Here is a 19,416-nt window from a genome sequence, read left to right as displayed (position 1 = left end):
ATCAGGCACGGTGGCGGGCCCCGTACTCGCGCGGAGGTCGAGCGCAGTTTGGCGGAACTGGAAGAACTTCTCCTCAGGTGCCTCGCTTCGAGTGCCCGAATGAGTCATTCGCGACCTCGGGGCGGGCTGCCGTAGGGCCGGCTCTGCACCACCGGGGCTAGCGGACCAGTTTCGCCAGCGGCCGCGCCAGGTCTCCGCGGGCGCCGACGGTCACGCCCGGCAGCCCGAGCCACTCCGCCATGTGCTTCAACTCGGCCGCCAGCTCCGGCAGGACCCGGGCCACGTCCGCGCCCTCCTCCACGAACGCCCCCTGCACCCGCAGCACCCCCGCCGCGCGGTCGGACTTCAGGTCCACGCGGGCGACCAGCTCCCCGTCCAGCAGGAACGGGAACACGTAGTACCCGTACACCCGCTTCGGCTCCGGCACGTAGATCTCGATCCGGTAGTGGAAGCCGAACAGCCGCTCGGTGCGGCCCCGTTCCCAGATCAGCGGGTCGAACGGGCACAGCAACGCCCGGCCCGCCACGTTCCGCGGTGTCCGGGCCGAGGTGTGCCGGTACGCCACCTGCTTCCAGCCGCGGACCGCGACCGGCTCCAGCTCGCCCGCCTCCACCAGCTCCGCCACCGCCTGGCGGGCCGGGACCGGGCCGAGGCGGTAGTAGTCGCGCAGGTCCGTCTCCGTCGCCACGCCCAGCGCCCGCGCCGAACGCGAGATCAAGCCCCGCGCGCCCTCCTCCGCGGACACCGAGCGGGCCAGGATCTCCGGCGGGACCACCCGCTCGGTCAGGTCGTACAGCCGCTCGAACGACCGGCGCGTGCCCGTGGTCAGCTGGCCGATGCCGAACAGGTACTCGCAGACGCGCTTGACCTCCGACCGCTCCCACCACGAGCCCGGCCCGCGCCGCTGCGCGTCGGCCTCCACCGCCCGCTCGATGCCGCCCGCGCCGATCGGGCCGAGTTCCTTCACCACCGACAGGATCTCGTCGACCAGGCCCGGCGACTTCTCGATCAACGGCCCGTAGTGCCGCCACCAGCCGTCGCGCTTGGCGCCCGAGCGGATCAGCGGCCAGTCCTCGATCGGGAGCAGGCTCGCCTCGTGCGCCCACGTCTCCACCAGCAGCCGCGGGCGGCGCGCCGAGTTCGCCCACGCCGCTTCGTCGAGCATGGCCGGGTCGTACGCGCCCAGCCGGGAGAACACCGGCATGTAGTGCGCGCGGACCGCGACGTTCACCGAGTCCAGCTGCAGCAGCTGGACTCTCGACAACACCCGTTTCAGGTGCTGCCGCGAAGGCACGCCGGACGGACGCGGGTCGGTGAAACCCTGTGCGGCCAGGAACGTCTTCCGGGCCGTCGAGACGCTGATCGTTTGCATGATGACGTCATGGTGCCACCCACCACCGACAAAAACGGCAACCTATAGATTCACGCACCATGAGCGACGCCGCCGTCCGTCCCGCCGACCTGTCCGACGCCGCGGAGATCGCCCGCATCCAGCGCGAAACCTGGCACGCCGCCTACGAAGACCTGCTCGGCAAGCAGGCCCTCGCGCAGCTGGACGCCACCGACCTCGCCGGCACCTGGACCGAGACCATCGACTACCCCGGCAGCCTCGTCTACGTCGCCACCGAGGGCGAGTTCACCGTCGGCTTCTGCGTCGCCGGCCGCGCGCCCGAGGACGAGGTCGCCCAGGCCGATGGGAGCCTGCCCGAAGACGCCGAGACGACCGGGCTGATCGCCACCCTGCTCGTCGAACCGCGCTGGGGTCGCCGGGGCCACGCCGGACGGCTACTCGCGACGGCCGCCGCGGGGCTGCGGGCCGACGGCGCCACCCGCGGCATCGCCTGGGTCGCCCAGGGCGACCACGCCACCCTCGGCTTCTACCGCCGGGCCGGCTGGAACCCCGACGGCACCGTCCGCACCCTCGACACCGGCGAGCGCACCCTCCGCGAGGTCCGGCTCACCGGCACCCTCGACCTCACCCTGAGCTGAGTCCCGGAAGATCACCCACCGCATCACGGCGTACATGAACACGCCTTCGCACGCGCCCGCGAGCAGCCGCGAGACGTGGTATTCGACGCCCAGCGCCGTCAGTCCCGCGCCCACACCCAGCAGGAACGCCGCGTAATTGACAGCAATCGCCACGATGTAAAGCCCGAGCTGAATTCCGACGGCGGCGTGGGAATGGAAGTTGAATGTCCGGTTCAGCGCGAAGCTCAGCCCGAACGCGCAGACGTACGCCAGCGTGATCGCCAGCCACACCGGCCAGCCGAGCAGCCCGTGGAACACGGTCAGCAGCGCGAGGTCGACGCCGAACGTGAACCCGTTGATGAGGCAGAAGCCGAGAAACGTCGGCGCCACGATCCGCGACAGACCCAGTGGCAGCACGCGCACGACGGCCCGGCAGAGGGCGCCGAATCGGTCAGCGGGCGTACGGGATTGCTCGGCGGCCACCCCGCCAGTGTTCCGACGGGAGGTGACGGGCAGCCGTCCGGCAGGTGATCTTCTGGTGCGGACCACCCGCCGAACAGGGGGGCCAACCCCAGTGCGCAGAGATTTCGAACTGATAACTTGAAAGAACGCGAGCGAATTTCAGGAGGTGACACGATGAGCTGGATCCTGCTGACGCTGGGCGTCGCGTTCGGTTCGGCCATCGTGCCGCTGGTCAACGCCGAGATCTTCCTGATCGGGCTGTGCGCGAGCCAGCCGGGGCTGCATTGGCTGTGGCTCGGGGCGGCGGTGGCGGTCGGGCAGATCGCCGGGAAGACGCTGTACTACCTCGCCGCGCGCGGCACGATCAAGCTGCCGAAGCCGCTGCACGACCGGTTGCACCGCGAGCGCCCGATGACACCCCGGCGGGTGCGCTGGCAGCTGCGGACCAAGCGGGTGCGCGCCTGGGTCGACCGGCTGCGCGAGCGGTGCCACCGGCACCCGCACTGGATGGCCGGGACGTACGGGGTGAGTTCTCTGGTGGGCCTGCCCCCGTTCATGGCGACGAGCGTGCTGGCCGGCCTGGTCCGGATGCGGCTGGTGATGTTCCTGACGACGGGGCTCGCCGGACGGTGGATCCGCTTCAGCCTGATCGCGGCTTCTCCCGCGGTGTTCGCCGGCTGGCTGCACCACTGAGCAGCTGCCACCCCACGGTCCCGGCGACCGCGACGGCGAACGCCCACCCGCCGATCGGCTCCGCGAACACCGCCACCAGGAAGCAGAACGCCGAGAACCCGCCGAGCCCGCGCAGCACGCCTCGCGTGGTCGCCGCGGCCGCCGCCGGGCCGCCTTGCGCCAGAGCGAACACCGCCACCACGCTCGTCCCGGTCGGGAAGGGCGCGAGCACGCCGGTGAGATCGGGGCCGAGCCGGCCCGCCGCGGCCGTCAGGACCACCACGAGCACGGCCGTCGCCACCGCGCGCGCCGGCAGGTCCCACCACGGCAACGCCACCGGCCGGGCCGCCCCCGGCTCGGGCAGCAACCGGATGCCCGCCCAGGCCGCCGCCAAGGCCAATCCGAGCGCCACCCACCCCGGCACCGGCGCGAAGGACAGCGCCAGATCCAGCGCCAGGCACACGAGCCAGCCGACCAGGAGGGTGCCCGGCCAGCCGCGCGCCCGCGACACCCGCGCGAACACCACCGCGAACGCGGCCAGCGACACCAGGCCCAGCAGGGACGCCGACGCGGCCCGCGCGACGAACGCCGGCCCGTGTTCCAGGTAGGTGATCAGCAGGATCGGTCCCGCGACGACCGGCATCGCGACCAGCAGGCCCGTCAGCCCGGGTCCCCAGCGCCGTCCGGCCAGTGACGAGGCGACCACCAGCAGCGGCGCCAGGACGAGCTTCAGCAGCAGCGTCAGCGGTCGGCCGCTTCCAGTTCGACGGCCTTCTTCATCGTCTCGCGCGCCCGGCGGCGGTCGCCCGCGATGTCGTAGGCGTACGCGAGCTTGTACCAGGCCCGCCAGTTCTCCTGGTCGGCCTCGACCTCCGCGCGGCGCTCCGCGAACCAGGCGTCGGCCGCGTCGCGATCCACCCGGCCCGACGGGCGGCGCGGGAGGTCGGAGACGTCCGGGAGCGCGCCCTCGGCGTCCAGCCGCCGGGACAGGCGCTGGATCTGCAGGCCGTTGCGCCAGGTCATGACGACGACCCAGATGCCCAGGACCGGCAGCAGCAGCACCCCCGCCCCCAGCGCGATCCCGACGCCCGTGCCCGTCTTGAACAGGGCGACCGCCCGATCCGCCAGCAGGAACAGGTAGACGACCAGCGCCGCCGTCAGCAGCAGCGCCACATTGCGTGCTTTCACAGGTCGAGGACGTTTTCCAGGCCGACCGTCAGGCCGGGCCGCTGCAGCACCTCACGCACCCCGAGCAGCACGCCCGGCATGAACGACGTCCGGTCGAGGGAGTCGTGGCGGATGGTGAGGGTCTCCCCTTCGCCGCCGAACAGGATCTCCTCGTGCGCGACCAGGCCCGGCAGGCGGACCGAGTGCACGCGGACCTCCTCGACCGTCGCACCACGGGCGCCGTCGAGCTCTGCCGTCGTCGAGTCCGGGCCCGGTGCCACGCCCGCTTCCGCGCGGGCGGCAGCGATCATCCGCGCGGTGTGCGCGGCGGTGCCCGAAGGCGCGTCGGCCTTGCGGTTGTGGTGCAGCTCGATGATTTCGGCCGAGGCGTAGAACTTCGCCGCCTGGGCCGCGAACCGCATCGCGAGAACCGCGCCAAGGGCGAAGTTCGGCGCGATCAGCACGCCCAGCGACGGCTTCGGCTCGAGCAACGAACGCAGCGAGGCCAGCCGGTCTTCGCTGAAGCCCGTGGTGCCGACGACCGCGTGGATGTCGTGCTCGACCAGGTACTCGAGGTTGCCCATGACGGCGTCGGGGTGGGTGAAGTCGACGACCACCTGGGCGTCGGCCAGCGCCGCGAAGTCGTCGCCCGCGTCCAGCGCGGCCACCAGCTTCATGTCCCCGGCGCCTTCGACGGCGTTCACCACCGTCGCGCCCATCCGGCCGCGCGCACCGAGCACACCGACGTTGATGGTCATGAAGCGATCACCTCGTGCAGGTCGTCAGGAAGGTCGTCGGCGTGAGCGTACGGGCCGACGACCGCCGCCGCCGAGACGCCACCGGGCCGCGCGAACAAAGTGCGAGCGAGCGCACACACGTCCTCGGTGGTCACCGCGTCGATGCGCGCGATCGTGTCGTCGACACCCAGGTAGCGCCCGTAGTTGAGCTCGTTCTTGCCGATCCGCGACATCCGCGACGACGTGTCCTCCAGGCCCAGCACCAGCCCGCCGCGCAGCTGGCCCTTGGCGCGGGCCACCTCGGCGTCGGTCAGGCCGTCGACGCCGACCTTGTCGAGCACCTCGCGGATGACGCCGGCGACGTCGCCGAGCTTCTCCGGCTGGCAACCCGCGTAGACGGCCATGTGCCCGGTGTCGGCGTAGCTCGCCACCGACGAATACACCTGGTACGCCAGCCCGCGCTGCTCGCGGATCTCCTGGAACAGCCGCGACGACATGCCGCCGCCGAGGGCCGCGTTGAGCACCGACAGCGCGAAGCGGCGGTCGTCGTGACGCGACAGCGACCGCAGGCCGAGCATGACGTGCGCCTGCTCGGTGTCGTCGGTGTGCAGGGCCAGCTTCGGCACGGTCTTGATCCGGGCGCGACCCTCGCGCGGCGCGATCGGCGTCGCGGTGCCGGCCAGGCGCTCGCCGAGCGCCTTGCGGACCAGGCGCAGCACTTGGTTGTGGTCGATGTTTCCGGCCACGGACAGGACCATGCGCGGCAACGTGTAGCGGCGCTTGTAGAAGTTCCGCAGCGCGGCCGGGGACATCTCGATGATCGACTTCTCGGTGCCGAGCACCGGGCGGCCGAGCGGGTGGTCGCCGAGGATGGCCGTCACGAAGGTCTCGTGCAGCAGGTCCTCGGGGTCGTCGTCGCGCATCGAGATCTCTTCGAGGACGACGCTGCGTTCCATGTCCATGTCGCGGTCGGTGCACAGTGCGTCGAAGACGACGTCGGTGACCAGGTCCATGGCGAGCGGGAGGTCGGCGTCGAGCACCTGCGCGTAGTAGCAGGTGTGTTCCTTCGCCGTGAAGGCGTTGAACTCGCCGCCGACCGCGTCGATCTCCTCGGCGATCTGCGTGGCGTCGCGGTGCTTGGTGCCCTTGAACAGCAGGTGCTCGAGGTAGTGCGCGGCGCCGGCGACCGCGGCCGGCTCGTCGCGGGAGCCGATGCCGACCCACAGCCCGACCGTGGCCGAGCGCGACGCCGGGACGTGCTCGGTGATCACGCGCAGGCCGCCGGGCAGGACGCTGCGCTTGACGACCGCACCGTCCGGGGTGGACTCCAGCGTGCGGGTGGTGCCGACGGGCTGCTCGTGCCCGGAAACCTGCCGTGCCATGGGTTCCTTACTCAACTTGCCGTGAAGGCCACCCCGGGACATCCCGAGGTGGCCTTCACGAACCGGAACGAGCTGTCTTACTTGGCGTCGGCCTTCTCGGCGTCGGCCGGCTTGTCACCCTCGGCGGGCTTGGCGGCCTCGTCTTCCTTGACGACGATGAGGCTGATCTTGCCGCGGTTGTCGATGTCGGCGATCTCGACGCGGAGCTTGTCGCCCACGTTGACCACGTCCTCGACCTTGGCGATCCGCTTGCCGTTGCCCAGCTTGGAGATGTGCACCAGGCCGTCCTTGCCCGGCAGCAGCGAGACGAACGCGCCGAACGCGGCCGTCTTCACCACGGTGCCGAGGAAGCGCTCGCCGACCTTGGGCAGCTGCGGGTTGGCGATGGCGTTGATCTTGTCGATCGCCGCCTCCGCCGACGGGCCGTCGGCCGCGCCCACGTAGATCGTGCCGTCGTCCTCGATGGAGATGTCGGCGCCGGTCTCCTCGGTGATCGAGTTGATCATCTTGCCCTTCGGGCCGATGACCTCGCCGATCTTGTCGACCGGGATCTTCACGGAGGTGACGCGCGGCGCGAACGGGCTCATCTCGTCCGGGCCGTCGATCGCCTCGGCGATGACCTCGAGGATGGTGTTGCGGGCGTCCTTCGCCTGCTTCAGCGCGGCCGCGAGGACCTCCGACGGGATGCCGTCGAGCTTCGTGTCGAGCTGCAGCGCGGTGATGATGTCCTTGGTGCCGGCGACCTTGAAGTCCATGTCGCCCAGGGCGTCCTCGGCACCGAGGATGTCGGTCAGCGCCACATAACGCGTCTCCCCATCCACTTCATCGGAGACCAGGCCCATCGCGATGCCCGCGACCGGCGCCTTCAGCGGCACGCCGGCGTTGTACAGCGCCATGGTGGACGCGCAGACCGAGCCCATCGACGTCGAGCCGTTGGAGCCCAGTGCCTCGGAGACCTGGCGGATCGCGTACGGGAACTCGTCGCGCTTCGGCAGCACCGGCACCAGGGCGCGCTCGGCGAGCATGCCGTGGCCGATCTCGCGGCGCTTCGGCGAACCGACGCGGCCGGTCTCACCGGTGGAGAAGGGCGGGAAGTTGTAGTGGTGCAGGTAGCGCTTCGTCGTCTCCGGGGAGAGCGAGTCGATCTGCTGCTCCATGCGCAGCATGTTCAGCGTGGTGACGCCCAGGATCTGGGTTTCGCCGCGCTCGAACAGCGCCGAGCCGTGCGCCCGCGGGATCACGGCGACCTCGGCCGAGAGCGACCGGATGTCGGTGAGGCCACGGCCGTCCATGCGGATCTTCTCCGTGAGGACGCGCTGGCGCATGATCTTCTTCGTCAGGGCCTTGAACGCCCCGCCGATCTCCTTGTCACGGCCTTCGAAGGCTTCGCCCTCGCCCAGGCCGATCTTCTCGATGACGGCGGCCTTGACCTCGTCGGTCGCGGCGTCGCGGTCCTGCTTGCCGGCGATCTGCAGCGCGCGGGACAGGTCGTCGGTCGCGATGGCGGCGACGGCCTCGTAGACGTCCGGCTGGTAGGCCGGGTAGACCGGGAACTCGCCGGTCGGCTTGGCGGCGTCGGCGGCCAGGCGCTGCTGCGCCTCGCACAGCACCTTGATGAACGGCTTGGCGGCCTCGAGGCCCTCGGCGACCGAGGTCTCGTCCGGTGCCTTGCCGCCGGCGGCGATCAGGTCGAGCGTGTGCTCGGTGCCCTCGGCCTCGACCATCATGATGGCGACGTCGTCACCGACGATGCGACCGGCGACGACCATGTTGAAGGTGGCCTTCTCCAGCTGCGACCAGGTCGGGAACGCGACCCACTGGTCCTCGATCAGCGCGACGCGCACGCCGCCGACGGGGCCGGAGAACGGCAGGCCGGCGATCTGGGTCGACGCCGAAGCGGCGTTGATGGCCAGCACGTCGTACGGGTCGTCCGGGTTGAGGCTCTGGACGGTGATGACGACCTGGATTTCGTTGCGGAGACCGTCGGCGAACGACGGGCGCAGCGGGCGGTCGATCAGGCGGGCGGTGAGGATCGCGTCGGTCGACGGGCGGCCCTCGCGGCGGAAGAACGCGCCGGGGATGCGGCCCGCGGCGTACATGCGCTCTTCGACGTCGACGGTGAGCGGGAAGAAGTCGAAGTGCTCCTTCGGGTGCTTCGACGCGGTCGTCGCCGAGAGCAGCATGGTCTCTTCGTCGAGGTACGCGACCACGGCGCCGGCGGCCTGGCGGGCCAGGCGGCCCGTCTCGAAGCGGACGGTGCGGGTGCCGAACCGGCCGTTGTCGATGACGGCTTCGGTCTCGTGCACGGTGACTCCGGTGGAGTCGGTCATAGGGTGTTTCTCCTCTTTAGTTCCTTCGTACGACGCGAGTCTCCCACCCTGGGACCCGTTTCGCCTGAGGACGCTCGAGGAATGAGGCCGGTCTTCGATCGAAGCTCCCGGGACGCTTCCCGGGAACCACTACCGAGGACCGGCGGACGGACCCTCGTGCGCGCTCGCGCCGTTTGTGGCGAGGGGGAGCGACCGCGTGGCCACTCCCCCTCGGGTAAAGCTATCGGCGCAGGCCGAGGCGCTGGATCAGCGCACGGTAACGCTCGATGTCCACCTTCATCACGTAGTTCAGCAGCCGGCGGCGACGGCCGACCAGCAGCAGGAGCCCGCGACGCGAGTGGTGGTCGTGCTTGTGAGCCTTGAGGTGCTCGGTGAGGCCGACGATGCGCTTGGTGAGCAGCGCCACCTGGGCCTCGGGGGATCCGGTGTCCGAGTCGTGCACGCCGTACTCGGCCAGGATCGACTTCTTCTCTTCGGTGGACAGCGCCACTTGTGTTGCTCCTCGAAATAATCAGTGCCGTGCGGCCCCGGACGCCGGTTGCACGCCGGGAAGACGGTCACGGCCGCCACGGACTGCAGCCGGACCCGATCGTTGAGGTTACCAGCCCGCTGAACTGCGTCTTCAGCCGCGGTCCAGCTCGAAGGAGCGGGCCACGGAGTAGCGGGGACCACCCCGCTCGCGCTCGCTGGTCATCAGCGCCACTTCCGCGGCGCGCCACTGCCGGCTCGTGAAGTTCGCGAGACGCTCGGTCCAACGCGCGGCGAGCCCCGGTTCTTCCCGGGGGAACCGCGCGAGCGTCAGGTGGGCCCGGTAGGGCCTCGGTTCGGCGCCGGCGCCCGCGGCGTTCGCGAGCGGCGTCAGCTCCGGTCCGGCGACAGTCAACCACAGCACCCCGGGGAACGTCGCGGCCTTTTCCAGCCGGACGTCGACGGCCGGGCGGCCGGTCAGCCGCTCCCCCAGCCAGGCGGCCCGCGTGCCGACGTCGTCCGGCCCGTAGTAGGCGAGGGTGATGTGCCAGCGCTCCGGCGGCTCCCAGCGCAGGCCGTCGCCGGTCTCGCCGAGGGCCGCGGCGAGTCCGGCCACGACGTCCTCCGGCGGGAGCAGGGCGCTGAACAGGACCGGCATCAGGCGCCGTTGCCCGCCCGGCGGAGCAGGTCGGCGATGGCCGGGAAGTCGTCGTCGAGGCGCTTGGCGGCCTCGCCGAGGTCCTCGTCCTCGGCCAGGTCGCGCAGGTAGGCGAGGACCTTCTGGTCTTCGTTGACCACCGGGATGTTGTCGCGGCCGACGGTGGGCCGGGAGTCGCGGACGTCCTCCATCGCGGCCAGCATCGCGTCGCGGTTGCCGGCGGCGACCTCGGGCACCAGGATCTTGCGCTCGAGCATGATCATCCGGGCCAGCACGACCGGGTTGCCGATCTTCGCCCGCCGTCCGCTCATCACCTGGCTGAGCATGGGGGCGCTGATCCCGAGGACCTCGGCCAGGAACGCCTGCGAAACGTCGAACGCGACGACGAGCCGGCGCACACGGTCACCAAGCGGCTCCCCGTACCACTCGCGCTGCAACGCGATGTTCCGCTGGACGATCTTGTGGTCCTCCACCAGTCTCCCGCTCCCCTGTTTTTCGCGAGCACAGCCGCGCACACCGTCCGTGAGCATCTTGCCATCGCTGTCACGGAGATGGACGCGGAATCCCCTATTCGTCCCCGGTCAGGGCGTCCGGGGGCAGTTCGAGTGCCTTTCTCGTCTCGACCACGTCGTCGTCGATCTGCGCGACCAGCCCGGCCGAGTCGGCGAACCGCACCTGGTCGCGCAGCCGCGTCACGAAGTCGATGGCCACGTGCTGGCCGTAGAAGTCCTCGTCGACGTCGAGGACGAAGGCCTCGACCGTCCGCTCGCGCCCGGAGAACGTCGGGTTGGTCCCGACCGAGACGGCGGCGCGCAGCCGGCGCGCCGGGTCGGCCGAACGGGTGAACCACGCGCTGTAGACGCCGTCGGCCGGGACGGCGGCGAAGCGCGGGGTCGACAGGTTCGCCGTCGGGTAGCCGAGCTCGTGGCCCCGGCCGTCGCCGCGGACGACGATGCCTTCGAGGCGGTGCGGGCGGCCCAGCGCCTCGGCCGCGACGACCACGTCACCGGCGTCGATGCACGACCGGACGTACGTGCTGGAGAAGGTGATGGCCGACTGGTCCTCTTCGGACAGTTCCTTGCCCTGCAGCTCGGCGCCGTACGCGGCGAAGCCGAACCGGCGGCCGAGGGTGCGCAGCAGCTCGACGTTGCCGGCCGCCTTGGCGCCGAAGGTGAAGTTGTCGCCGACGATCACCGCGGCCGCGTGCAGCCGGTCGACCAGCACCTCGTGCACGAACTCCTCCGGCTGCAGCCGGGACAGCTCGAGGGTGAACGGCAGCACGCAGAAGACGTCGACGCCGAGGCTTTCGACGATCTCGGCCTTGCGCCGCAACGTCGTCAGCTGCGCCGGGTGGCTGCCCGGGCGCAGCACCTCCGACGGGTGCGGGTCGAACGTCACCATGACGCTCGGCAGGCCGCGCTCGGCGGCCGCCGCCACCGTCCGGCTGATCAGCTCCTGGTGCCCGCGGTGGACACCGTCGAACACGCCGATGGTGACCACGCACCGGCCCCAGCTGCCGGGAAGGTCCCCCAGCCCACGCCACCGAAGCACGTCACACTCCCGTCTCTCGAGCCCACCCTAGGCGGGCAGCAACACGACCACCGCGCGGGACACGCCTTGTTCGTCGGCGGCCAGGGCGAGCACCCGGCCGTCGGGGCCGAAGAGCCCGTAGGTGCCCGCGAGCCCGGCCGCCGGGATGCGCTGGCCGTGGCGGACCGCTTTCGCCGTGGCGGCGTCGAGGTCGCGGCGCGGGAACGCGGCGGCGACGGCGGCGTCGAGGTCGAGGCTCAGTTCGGGCTGCTCTTCGAGCTGGTCGAGGGTCCTCGCCTTGGCGAGGGTGAAGGGGCCGACGGTGGTGCGCCGGAGCGCCTTCAGGTGACCGCCGACGCCGAGGTCGGCACCGAGGTCGCGGGCCAGCGCGCGGACGTAGGTGCCGGAAGAGCACTCGACGACGGCGTCGACCTCGACGTGGTCGTCCTCGTGGCGGACGGCGAGGACGTCGAAGCGGTAGACGGTGACCGGCCGGGCCGGGATGACGACGTCCTCGCCGGCGCGGACGCGGGCGTAGGCGCGTTTGCCGTCGATTTTGACCGCGCTGACCGCGCTGGGCACCTGCTGGATGTCGCCGGTCAGTTTCGCGACGCCGGCGGCGATGTCTTCGTCTGCCACGGTCGCGGTCTCGGCGGTGGTGAGGACTTCGCCCTCGGCGTCGTCGGTCGTGGTGCTGCTGCCGAGGCTGAGGGTGGCCAGGTAGGTCTTGCGGTCCAGGGCCAGGTGGCCGAGCAGTTTGGTGGCGCGCTCGATGCCGAGCACGAGCACGCCGGTCGCCATCGGGTCGAGCGTCCCCGCGTGCCCGACCTTGCGGGTCCCCATGATCCGCCGGGCGCGCGCGACGACGTCGTGGGACGTCATGCCGGCGGGCTTGTCGACGATGAGGAGGCCGGGAGGCGGGGCGGGACGGCGGGGCGGTTTCGGGCTCGACACGCGGCAAACCCTAGCGGCCGCTCGTCGTGGATCGGAGGACGGCCGGGCGGCCACGATGGAGGCGTGACGGAGATCGAAGTCCGGGCCGTCCGGCCCGCGGAACTGGAAGCAGTCGCCTCGCTGCGGTGGCGCTGGGTGGCCGAGCGCGACGGCCTGCCCGCCGACGGCCGGGCCGCGTTCGTGCGGGGATTCGCCGCCTGGGCGCGGGAGAACGCGGCCACCCACCGCTGCCTCGTCCTGATCCGCGAGGGCCGGGTGCTCGGGATGGCGTTCCTGGCGATCACGCCGCGGGTGCCGACCCCGGCGGCGCCGTCCCGGGCCGCCGGGGACCTGCAGAGCGTGTACGTCGTGCCGGAAGCGCGTGACGCCGGCCTCGGCGGGCAGCTGATCGAGGGTGTCCTGCGGCTGGCCGGGGAGCTGGGCCTGGAGCGGGTCACCGTGCACTCGTCCCCGCGCGCGGTGCCCGCGTACGAGCGGCGCGGGTTCGCGGTGGCGCCGGAGCTGCTGCAGGCGCCGGTCAGGCGGCGACGATCGGCGTCTCCGGCAGAGCGGCGTCCCAGCGGCGGCGGGTGATCCGCACCGGCAGTTCCTCGCCGCGGGCCTCGGCGAGGAACAGGTGGGTACGGGTCCGGCGCCACCACACGAGCATCCGGAAGGTGCCGAAGGCGAGCACCGCGACCAGCGCCAGCAGCGACAGCCGGAAGTTCCCGCCGGTCACCTGCAGGAGCACGCCGACCGCGAGCGCGGCGATCGTCGTCGCCACGAAGCCGCCGACGTTGACCACGCCGGTCGCCGTGCCGACGCGGCTGAGCGGGTTGTAGTCGCGTGCCAGGGCGAAGCCGATCATGGACGCCGGGCCGCCGAGGGCGAGGAAGGCGAAGGCGGGCACCAGCACCGGCAGCGGCACCTGGCCCGGCCAGCCCAGCAGCACGGCCCAGACGAGCGCGGCCCCGCCGATGTACCCGCCGACCAGCGGCATCCGCAGCGACGGGCGCCGTCCGATCAGGCCGCCGAGCGCCGGGCCGCCCGCCATCGAGCCGAAGACGAACACGGTGAGCAGCGCACTCGCCGTGGCCTTCGACTGGCCTTGGCCCTGGACGAGCCAGGGGACGCCCCAGAGCAGCGTCAGGGCGTTCGGGGCGAACATCGTGCTGAAGTGGACCCAGAAGCCCAGGCGCGTCCCCGGCGTCCGCCAGGCCTCGGCGACCCGGTGGGCGAGCTCGCGGGGGCGGACTTCCTCGCGGACCGGCGGCTGTTCGCCGGCCGGGACGTCGCGGACCCGGAGGGCGACGACGGCGGTGTAGAGCACCGTGATGGCGCCGACGGCCAGGAAGGTGGGGGTCCAGCCGGCGCCGTCGAGGACCAGGGCGAGCGGGACGGTGGCGGCGAGGTTGCCGATGTAGCCGACGGCCGCGGTGAACGACGTCAGGAGGGCGTACTGGCGGCCCGGGAAGTGGGCCGCGACCAGGCGCAGGACGCTGACGAAGGTGAGCGCGTCACCGAGGCCGAGGACGCCGCGGGCGAGCAGGCCGAGGCCGTAGGAGTGGGCGAAGCCGAGCAGGAGCTGGCCGGCGCCGAGGACGAGCACGGCGACGGTGAGGACGCGGCGGGGTCCGTAGCGGTCGACCAGGACACCGGTCGGGATCTGCATCGCGGCGTAGACGCCGACCTGCAGGACGGTGAAGGTGCCGAGCGCGGCCGCACCGACGCCGAAGCGCTCGGCGGCCTGCAGCCCGGCGACGCCGAAGGACGTCCGGTGGAAGACGGCGAGGAGGTAGACGGTGACGGCGGCGAGCCAGATCAGCCAGGACCGGGCGGTGGCACGGCCGGTGGCGGGCACAGGTTCCTCCAGGGGTGGGGCGATTCGGGGCGCAGGACGCCCACGCTGCCGTCCCTACTACTTGTATCGCCTAAGCAACCACGAACCATAGCCGCGACCCGGGTGGTTTTCCCCACAGGTAACCCCCGTCACCCGTGCTCAGAGGGTCATCACGCGTGATTGGAGAGCCGACACGCGTGATTGGAGAGACGACACGCCGCCGGCGTGCGGCCCCGCCGTGTCGACCCTTCAATCACGCGAGCTGACCCTCCAATCACGCGTGATGACCGGTGGGGCACGTCAGACGGGGCGGGTGGCGCCGGTCACCGCCCAGTTTCCGGAGCGCCAGCGGGCCAGAACCGCCGCCAGGCGGAGGACCATGAAGAGGGACAGGCCGGTCCAGATGCCCGTGAGGCCCCAGCCGAAGCCGAGGGACGCCCAGATCAGCGGGAGGAAGCCGAGGGCCGCGCTGCCGAGCGTCGCGTTGCGGAGGAAGGCCGCGTCGCCCGCGCCCAGGAGCACGCCGTCCAGGGCGAAGACCACCCCCGCGATCGGCTGGAGCGCCACGAAGAACCACCACGCGTGCGGGATCTCCGCCAGCACGCCCGGGTCGGACGTGAACGCGTGCGGCAGCACCCACGACAGCGCCGCGAACAGCACGCACAGGAAGCACCCGAGCAGCAGCCCGTACCCGGTGATCTGCGCCGCGACCCCGCGCGCCTGCCGCGCCGAGTTCGCTCCCAGGGCCGCCCCGACCAGCGACTGCGCGGCGATCGCCACCGAGTCCAGCACCAGGGCCAGGAACGTCCACAGCTGCAGCACCACCTGGTGCGCCCCGACCGCTTCGGTCGACGTCCGGGCCGCGACGGCCGCCGCCGAGACGAAGCACGCCTGGAACGCCAGGCTGCGCAGCACCAGGTCGCGGCCCAGGCCGAGCTGGGCGCGCATCACCGCGAAGTCCGGCCGCAGCCCGACCTTCTCGCGGGCCAGCGCCAGGACGAACAGCGACGCCGAAATCACCTGGGCGGCGACGTTCGCGATCGCCGAGCCCTCCAGCCCGAGCCCGGCCCAGTACACGAGCACCGGGCACAGCACGGCCGAGATCCCGTTGCCCGCCAGCACGTACCGCAACGGCTTCGCCGCGTCCTGCACCCCGCGCATCCAGCCGTTGCCGGCCATGGTGACCAGGATCAGCGGCGCGCCGAACAACGCGATCCGCAGCCACGACACCGCGGCCGAGGCGATCTCGTCGCTGCCCGACAGCACTCGCGCGATCGGCCAGGCCAGCAGCTGCCCGGCGACCAGCACGACGAGCCCGACGAACACCGCGAGCCACGTCGCCTGCACGCCTTCGCGCACTGCGTCGGCCCGGCGGCCGGCGCCGTGCAGCCGGGCGGTGCGGGACGTCGTGCCGTAGGACAGGAACGTCAGCTGGCTCGACACCTGGGCCAGCACGACGCCGCCGAGCGCGAGCCCGGCCAGCGACAGCGCGTCGAGGTGGCCGACGACGGCGGTGTCCACCAGGACGTACAGCGGCTCGGCGGCCAGCACGCCCAGCGCGGGCACGGCCAGGCCGAGCACGCGCTTCGCCGGGACCCGTTCGATCTCCTCCACGTTCGCCACGAACCGGACTCTAACCGCCACCACCGACGGTTCTGACCGGCGGGAACCGGGAACTTTTCGGCCCCGCCGTCCGACGGGCCTACAACAGCGGCGCGCGCTCCAGCGCCTCGCGCAGCCCGGCGACGACCTCCGCCGCCGAGCCCGCGATCGTGCAGCCCGCGGCCTGCCGGTGCCCGCCGCCGCCGAACTCCGCGGCCACCGCCGAGACGTCGATGCCGATGCTGCGCAACGAGATCTGCCATTGCCCGGGCTGCGCCGGGTCCTGTTTGAGCACGGCCGCGACGGCCGCCTCGCGTACCGAGCGGATCACGTCGATCACCGACTCGACCTCCTCGCCGCGCACCGTGCGGGCCGCGTCGAGGCCGACCACCGCGTGCACGAAACCCCGGCCCTGCGCGGCTTCCGGCTCCAGCCGGGCCTCGCGCAGCACCGACGACAGCATCGGCAGCCAGGCGAACGGGCGCTCGTCGACGATCCGGCGCACGATCGCCTCGGCGTCGGCCCCCGCTTCCAGCAGCCGGGCCGCCATCCGGTGCGTCTCCGGGCTGGCCCGGCGGAACCCGCTCGTGTCGGTGACGATCCCCGCGTACAGCCCGCGCGCGATCGGCTCGTCCAGCTCGGCGCCCAGTGCCTCCAGGACGCGGAACACGAGGACCGCGCTGGCCTCGGCGCTCTCGTCGACGACGTGGCAGGTGCCGTAGAACGTGTTGGTCGCGTGGTGGTCGATCACCAGCACCGCGCCGGCGAGCTCGACGCGCCCGGCGAGCCGGCCGAGCCGCTTCGGTGTCGGCGTGTCGACACACACGAGCAGCGCCTCGGAGTCCGGGAGGTCGTCCGGGTGGGTGAGCAGGCCGTCCTCGTCGAGCCAGCGCAGCGTCTCCGGGGCCTCGTCGGGCTCGCCGAAGGAGACGCGCACGCGGGCACCGCGCTGCCGCAGGGCCCGGCCGAGGGCCAGTGCGCTGCCCAGCGCGTCCGCGTCCGGCCGCACGTGGCCGAGGATCGTCACGTCGCCGGCCGACGCGAGCAGTGCCGCCGCGTCCCGGATGTCCTGCACCGAAGCCGAAGTAGAGGTCACGGTGCGTCACGCTACGCTCTGCGGGATGCCTGAGTACGCGATGCTGGTCTACCCGTCGGCCAACCGGGTCTACGCCGCCTCCTCCCCCGCGCTGCTGCGCGCCGAGCTGGCGGTGTTCGGCGCGGGCCTGGCGGCCGAGCTGTCCGCGATCGAGGAGGTCGAGCTCGGCGGCGTCGGCTACGTGCGCTTCACCAGCTCGGCGCCCCTCGGCGAGCGCGACCTCGCGCTGCTGTCGAACGTCTCGTCCCTGTACGCGCTGTTCGAGCTGGGTGACGGCGTCCTCCGGCCGGTGCCCGTGACGCCGCTGGCGAAGGCCGACTCGGACCTGCTGACCATCCAGAAGTACGCCGGCAAGACGAACGAGCTGTTCACCAAGCTGCTGGTGAACGTCACCCTGCTGGCGACGGCGGACCCGTTCTCGGCCAAGCCGAAGTACCTGCTCGACCCGCTGTGCGGCCGCGGCACCACGCTCAACCAGGCGATGATGTACGGCCTGCACGCGACCGGCCTGGACGTCGACGCCAAGGACTTCGAGGCCTACGAGGCGTTCATCAAGACCTGGCTGCGCACCAAGCGCGTGAAACACACCGCGGAGTCCGGCCAGCTGCGGCGCAACAAGGCCCGGCTCGGCCGCCGGCTCGACATCGAGTACGCCCTGGACAAGGAAGCGTACAAAGCGGGCGACACGCGCAAGCTCACCTACTTCAACGCCGACACCCTGACCACCGACGAGGTCCTGCGGGCGAACTCCTGCGACGTGATCGTCACCGACGCCCCGTACGGCGTCCAGCACGGCAGCCACCGCGAGACCGGTCTCCAGCGCAGTCCGCGCGACCTGCTCGCGGCCGCCGTTCCGGTGTGGACGCGGGTGCTGAAGCCCGGCGGCGCGCTCGGGATTTCGTGGAACACCACCGTGCTGCCGCGGGAAGAACTGGTCGAGGTGCTCCGGAAGGCCGGGCTGGACGTCCGCGAAGGCGGCCCGTGGGAAGAGTTCGCCCACCGCGTCGACCAGGCCATCCTGCGCGACCTGGTCGTCGCGGTGAAACCGGCTTCCTGAAGCGCTACTGGGTGAGTTCGGGCTTGGCCACCTGCCCGTTCGATTCCGGCGCGGGGGCGGGCGGGGTGCTCAGGCCGCGCTTCACCGAGTCCAGAATGGACAGACCCTGGCCGACGAGCCCCGCGGCCATCTCGCCGAGGCCGTCGGCGCCGTTGAGAATGTTGACGTTCGCCCCCGACAACCCCCGCCCGGCTTCCTTGACGATCTGCGGCAGCTGGTCGATCAGCATCCGGTCGAGCGCGACCCGGTTGTGCGACGCGGCCGCCTCCGCCTGGATGCGCATCTTCTCCGCCTCGGCGACCGCCAGGATGCGGATCCGCTCGGCCTCGGCGTCGGCGGGCTTGATCACCTCGGCGACCAGCTGCTGCTGCCGCAGCTCGGCCTCGCGCTGAGCCAGCTCGGTGCGCGCGTCGATGACCTCCTGCTGCGCCTTCGCCTGCGCGAGCGGGCCGGCCTGGGCGGCTTCGGCCTGCGCCGCCTCGACCTCGGCCCGGTACTGCGCCTGCACGATCGACGTCTGCCGGGCGTACTCGGCCTGCGTCCGCTGGGACTTCTGCTCGGCCTCGGCGGCCGTCTGGTTCGCCACCGCCTGGGCGATCTGCGCGTCCCGCTGGATGGCGGCGTTGTGCGGCGCGGCCATCGCGGCGATGTAGCCGAGCTTCATGTCGTCGATCGACTGGATCTGCAGCGCGTCCACGGTGAGGCCGATCTTCGCCATCTCCACCGCCGAGCCGTCCAGCACCTCGGTGGCGAGCTTCTGCCGCTCGGTGATGATCTCCTCGACGGTCATCGACCCGATGATGGACCGCAGGTGCCCGGCGAAGATCCGGCCGGTCAGCACCGACATCTGGTCCTGGTCGGAGAGGAACCGCTGGCCGGCGTTGACGATGCTCTCGGTGTCGTTGCCGACCTTGAACGCGATCACCGCCCGGACCGTCAGGGCGATGGCCTGCTTGGTGACGCACACTTCGGTCACTTCGGCCTCGCACATGGAAAGCGTGAGGAACCGGACCTTCCGGAAGACCGGCATGACGAACGCACCGTGGCCGGTGACGACCCGGAACGGCGACGTGCCCTTGCTGTTCTTCCCCCCGGAGATCAGCATCGCCTCGTTGGGAGCAGGCACGCGATAACCCGAACATCGGCTGTCCTTCTGGTTCTACGGAGAAGCGGGATCCGAGGCGTCCCACGCCACGACGTCGACCGTGCGCCGTCCCCGGGTTTCCACGACCAGGACGGTCGTGCCCTTCGGCAGCTCCGTGTCGGACCAGGCAAGGAAGGTTTCCAGGCCGCCCCTGATCCTGATCAGCACCTCCCCGGGGCCCCGCTGCCCGCGGGTGCCGACCAGGAGGACTCCGGTGCGGCCGGACGGGGAAAGGTCGGAGTGCACGGGTGCCGACCTCCCCTCGGTGGCCGTCTCGGTGCGGGTTGACCCCCGCTGGCACCATTGTGCTCCCGCCGGGCACGCGAAGCGGACACTGTGAGGTTCCGATCAGAAGGCAACCAGGCGGGCC

Annotated in this window: 20 protein-coding genes and 1 pseudogene; 4 read left to right on the top strand and 17 right to left on the bottom strand. The window is 71.8% G+C overall.

Annotated features, from left to right (window positions below; genetic code table 11):
• Positions 1-157 precede the first annotated feature (157 nt).
• On the bottom strand, positions 158-1,372 hold the full coding sequence (locus ACWDN5_RS14500) for a winged helix-turn-helix domain-containing protein (protein ID WP_449676616.1): 1,215 nt from the start codon (positions 1,370-1,372) through the stop codon (positions 158-160).
• Between the two features lie 59 nt (positions 1,373-1,431).
• On the opposite strand from ACWDN5_RS14500, the gene ACWDN5_RS14495 reads away from it, so the two are divergent.
• On the top strand, positions 1,432-1,989 hold the full coding sequence (locus ACWDN5_RS14495; RefSeq protein WP_310972588.1) for a GNAT family N-acetyltransferase: 558 nt from the start codon (positions 1,432-1,434) through the stop codon (positions 1,987-1,989).
• Between the two features lie 66 nt (positions 1,990-2,055).
• Here ACWDN5_RS14495 and ACWDN5_RS14490 read toward each other — a convergent pair.
• Positions 2,056-2,286, bottom strand: a pseudogene (locus ACWDN5_RS14490) (GtrA family protein); the annotation flags it as partial.
• 318 nt (positions 2,287-2,604) lie between these two features.
• On the opposite strand from ACWDN5_RS14490, the gene ACWDN5_RS14485 reads away from it, so the two are divergent.
• Positions 2,605-3,123 (top strand): hypothetical protein, encoded by a 519-nt coding sequence (locus ACWDN5_RS14485; RefSeq protein WP_310972587.1) that lies wholly within the window; start codon positions 2,605-2,607, stop codon positions 3,121-3,123.
• On the opposite strand, the gene ACWDN5_RS14480 is transcribed toward ACWDN5_RS14485, so the two are convergent.
• From ACWDN5_RS14480 to truB, 10 genes are all read right to left on the bottom strand, one after another.
• Positions 3,071-3,808: a hypothetical protein gene (locus ACWDN5_RS14480; protein ID WP_449676615.1), complete on the bottom strand. Its 738-nt coding sequence runs from the start codon at positions 3,806-3,808 to the stop codon at positions 3,071-3,073. The genes ACWDN5_RS14485 and ACWDN5_RS14480 overlap by 53 nt on opposite strands.
• Positions 3,809-3,843: 35 nt before the next feature.
• A complete protein-coding gene (locus tag ACWDN5_RS14475; protein ID WP_310972585.1) occupies positions 3,844-4,290 on the bottom strand; it encodes a tetratricopeptide repeat protein in 447 nt (148 codons plus the stop codon).
• Positions 4,287-5,027: a 4-hydroxy-tetrahydrodipicolinate reductase gene (gene dapB, locus ACWDN5_RS14470; RefSeq protein WP_449676614.1), complete on the bottom strand. Its 741-nt coding sequence runs from the start codon at positions 5,025-5,027 to the stop codon at positions 4,287-4,289. Before dapB ends, ACWDN5_RS14475 begins: the two co-directional genes overlap by 4 nt.
• Entirely contained in the window at positions 5,024-6,388 is a 1,365-nt protein-coding gene (locus tag ACWDN5_RS14465) for a M16 family metallopeptidase (protein WP_310972583.1), read from the bottom strand. Before ACWDN5_RS14465 ends, dapB begins: the two co-directional genes overlap by 4 nt.
• A gap of 77 nt (positions 6,389-6,465) precedes the next feature.
• A complete protein-coding gene (locus tag ACWDN5_RS14460; RefSeq protein WP_310972582.1) occupies positions 6,466-8,718 on the bottom strand; it encodes a polyribonucleotide nucleotidyltransferase in 2,253 nt (750 codons plus the stop codon).
• A gap of 220 nt (positions 8,719-8,938) precedes the next feature.
• Entirely contained in the window at positions 8,939-9,208 is a 270-nt protein-coding gene (gene rpsO, locus ACWDN5_RS14455; RefSeq protein WP_003084034.1) for a 30S ribosomal protein S15, read from the bottom strand.
• A 132-nt stretch (positions 9,209-9,340) separates the two neighbouring features.
• A complete protein-coding gene (gene thpR / locus ACWDN5_RS14450) occupies positions 9,341-9,844 on the bottom strand; it encodes an RNA 2',3'-cyclic phosphodiesterase (protein ID WP_310972581.1) in 504 nt (167 codons plus the stop codon).
• A complete protein-coding gene (locus ACWDN5_RS14445) occupies positions 9,844-10,317 on the bottom strand; it encodes a helix-turn-helix transcriptional regulator (RefSeq protein ID WP_310972580.1) in 474 nt (157 codons plus the stop codon). Before ACWDN5_RS14445 ends, thpR begins: the two co-directional genes overlap by 1 nt.
• A 94-nt stretch (positions 10,318-10,411) precedes the next feature.
• A complete protein-coding gene (locus ACWDN5_RS14440) occupies positions 10,412-11,395 on the bottom strand; it encodes a bifunctional riboflavin kinase/FAD synthetase (RefSeq protein WP_449676613.1) in 984 nt (327 codons plus the stop codon).
• Between the two features lie 27 nt (positions 11,396-11,422).
• Positions 11,423-12,328 carry a tRNA pseudouridine(55) synthase TruB gene (gene truB / locus ACWDN5_RS14435; RefSeq protein WP_310972578.1) on the bottom strand — a complete coding sequence of 302 codons (906 nt, stop codon included), beginning with the start codon at positions 12,326-12,328 and terminating at the stop codon, positions 11,423-11,425.
• A 63-nt stretch (positions 12,329-12,391) separates the two neighbouring features.
• Here truB and ACWDN5_RS14430 point away from each other — a divergent pair, with 63 nt between their 5' ends.
• Positions 12,392-12,901: a GNAT family N-acetyltransferase gene (locus ACWDN5_RS14430; protein WP_449676612.1), complete on the top strand. Its 510-nt coding sequence runs from the start codon at positions 12,392-12,394 to the stop codon at positions 12,899-12,901.
• On the opposite strand, the gene ACWDN5_RS14425 is transcribed toward ACWDN5_RS14430, so the two are convergent.
• The 3 genes from ACWDN5_RS14425 to ACWDN5_RS14415 form a co-directional block, all read right to left on the bottom strand.
• A complete protein-coding gene (locus tag ACWDN5_RS14425; RefSeq protein ID WP_449676611.1) occupies positions 12,846-14,168 on the bottom strand; it encodes an MFS transporter in 1,323 nt (440 codons plus the stop codon). The genes ACWDN5_RS14430 and ACWDN5_RS14425 overlap by 56 nt on opposite strands.
• Positions 14,169-14,447: 279 nt before the next feature.
• Positions 14,448-15,770 carry an MATE family efflux transporter gene (locus tag ACWDN5_RS14420; RefSeq protein WP_449676610.1) on the bottom strand — a complete coding sequence of 441 codons (1,323 nt, stop codon included), beginning with the start codon at positions 15,768-15,770 and terminating at the stop codon, positions 14,448-14,450.
• Positions 15,771-15,849: 79 nt separating this feature from the next.
• Positions 15,850-16,845 carry a DHH family phosphoesterase gene (locus tag ACWDN5_RS14415; protein ID WP_396136935.1) on the bottom strand — a complete coding sequence of 332 codons (996 nt, stop codon included), beginning with the start codon at positions 16,843-16,845 and terminating at the stop codon, positions 15,850-15,852.
• 25 nt (positions 16,846-16,870) lie between these two features.
• Between ACWDN5_RS14415 and ACWDN5_RS14410 the strand changes: the two genes are divergently transcribed.
• Complete coding sequence (locus ACWDN5_RS14410; protein WP_449676609.1) at positions 16,871-17,902, top strand: TRM11 family SAM-dependent methyltransferase; 1,032 nt, start codon at positions 16,871-16,873, stop codon at positions 17,900-17,902.
• A gap of 4 nt (positions 17,903-17,906) precedes the next feature.
• Here the strand turns inward: ACWDN5_RS14410 and ACWDN5_RS14405 are convergent, their stop codons facing one another.
• Together ACWDN5_RS14405 and ACWDN5_RS14400 are read right to left on the bottom strand one after the other, a co-directional pair.
• Positions 17,907-19,028: an SPFH domain-containing protein gene (locus tag ACWDN5_RS14405; protein ID WP_449676608.1), complete on the bottom strand. Its 1,122-nt coding sequence runs from the start codon at positions 19,026-19,028 to the stop codon at positions 17,907-17,909.
• A gap of 33 nt (positions 19,029-19,061) precedes the next feature.
• Positions 19,062-19,292 (bottom strand): hypothetical protein, encoded by a 231-nt coding sequence (locus ACWDN5_RS14400; RefSeq protein WP_449676607.1) that lies wholly within the window; start codon positions 19,290-19,292, stop codon positions 19,062-19,064.
• Between the last annotated feature and the right edge of the window lie 124 nt (positions 19,293-19,416).

This window comes from Amycolatopsis sp. NPDC003731 (assembly GCF_053586895.1).
The sequence above is the reverse complement of the archived record's forward strand: the minus strand, read 5'-3'. Positions and strand labels throughout refer to the sequence as shown.

Bases quoted from the DNA above. Each gene is read 5' to 3' on its own strand.
- ACWDN5_RS14500 (WP_449676616.1), bottom strand. From the start codon at position 1,372: ATGCAAACGATCAGCGTCTCGACGGCCCGGAAGACGTTCCTGGCCGCA.
- ACWDN5_RS14495 (WP_310972588.1), top strand. From the start codon at position 1,432: ATGAGCGACGCCGCCGTCCGTCCCGCCGACCTGTCCGACGCCGCGGAG.
- ACWDN5_RS14485 (WP_310972587.1), top strand. From the start codon at position 2,605: ATGAGCTGGATCCTGCTGACGCTGGGCGTCGCGTTCGGTTCGGCCATC.
- dapB (WP_449676614.1), bottom strand. From the start codon at position 5,027: ATGACCATCAACGTCGGTGTGCTCGGTGCGCGCGGCCGGATGGGCGCG.
- ACWDN5_RS14465 (WP_310972583.1), bottom strand. From the start codon at position 6,388: ATGGCACGGCAGGTTTCCGGGCACGAGCAGCCCGTCGGCACCACCCGC.
- ACWDN5_RS14460 (WP_310972582.1), bottom strand. From the start codon at position 8,718: ATGACCGACTCCACCGGAGTCACCGTGCACGAGACCGAAGCCGTCATC.
- thpR (WP_310972581.1), bottom strand. From the start codon at position 9,844: ATGCCGGTCCTGTTCAGCGCCCTGCTCCCGCCGGAGGACGTCGTGGCC.
- ACWDN5_RS14410 (WP_449676609.1), top strand. From the start codon at position 16,871: ATGCCTGAGTACGCGATGCTGGTCTACCCGTCGGCCAACCGGGTCTAC.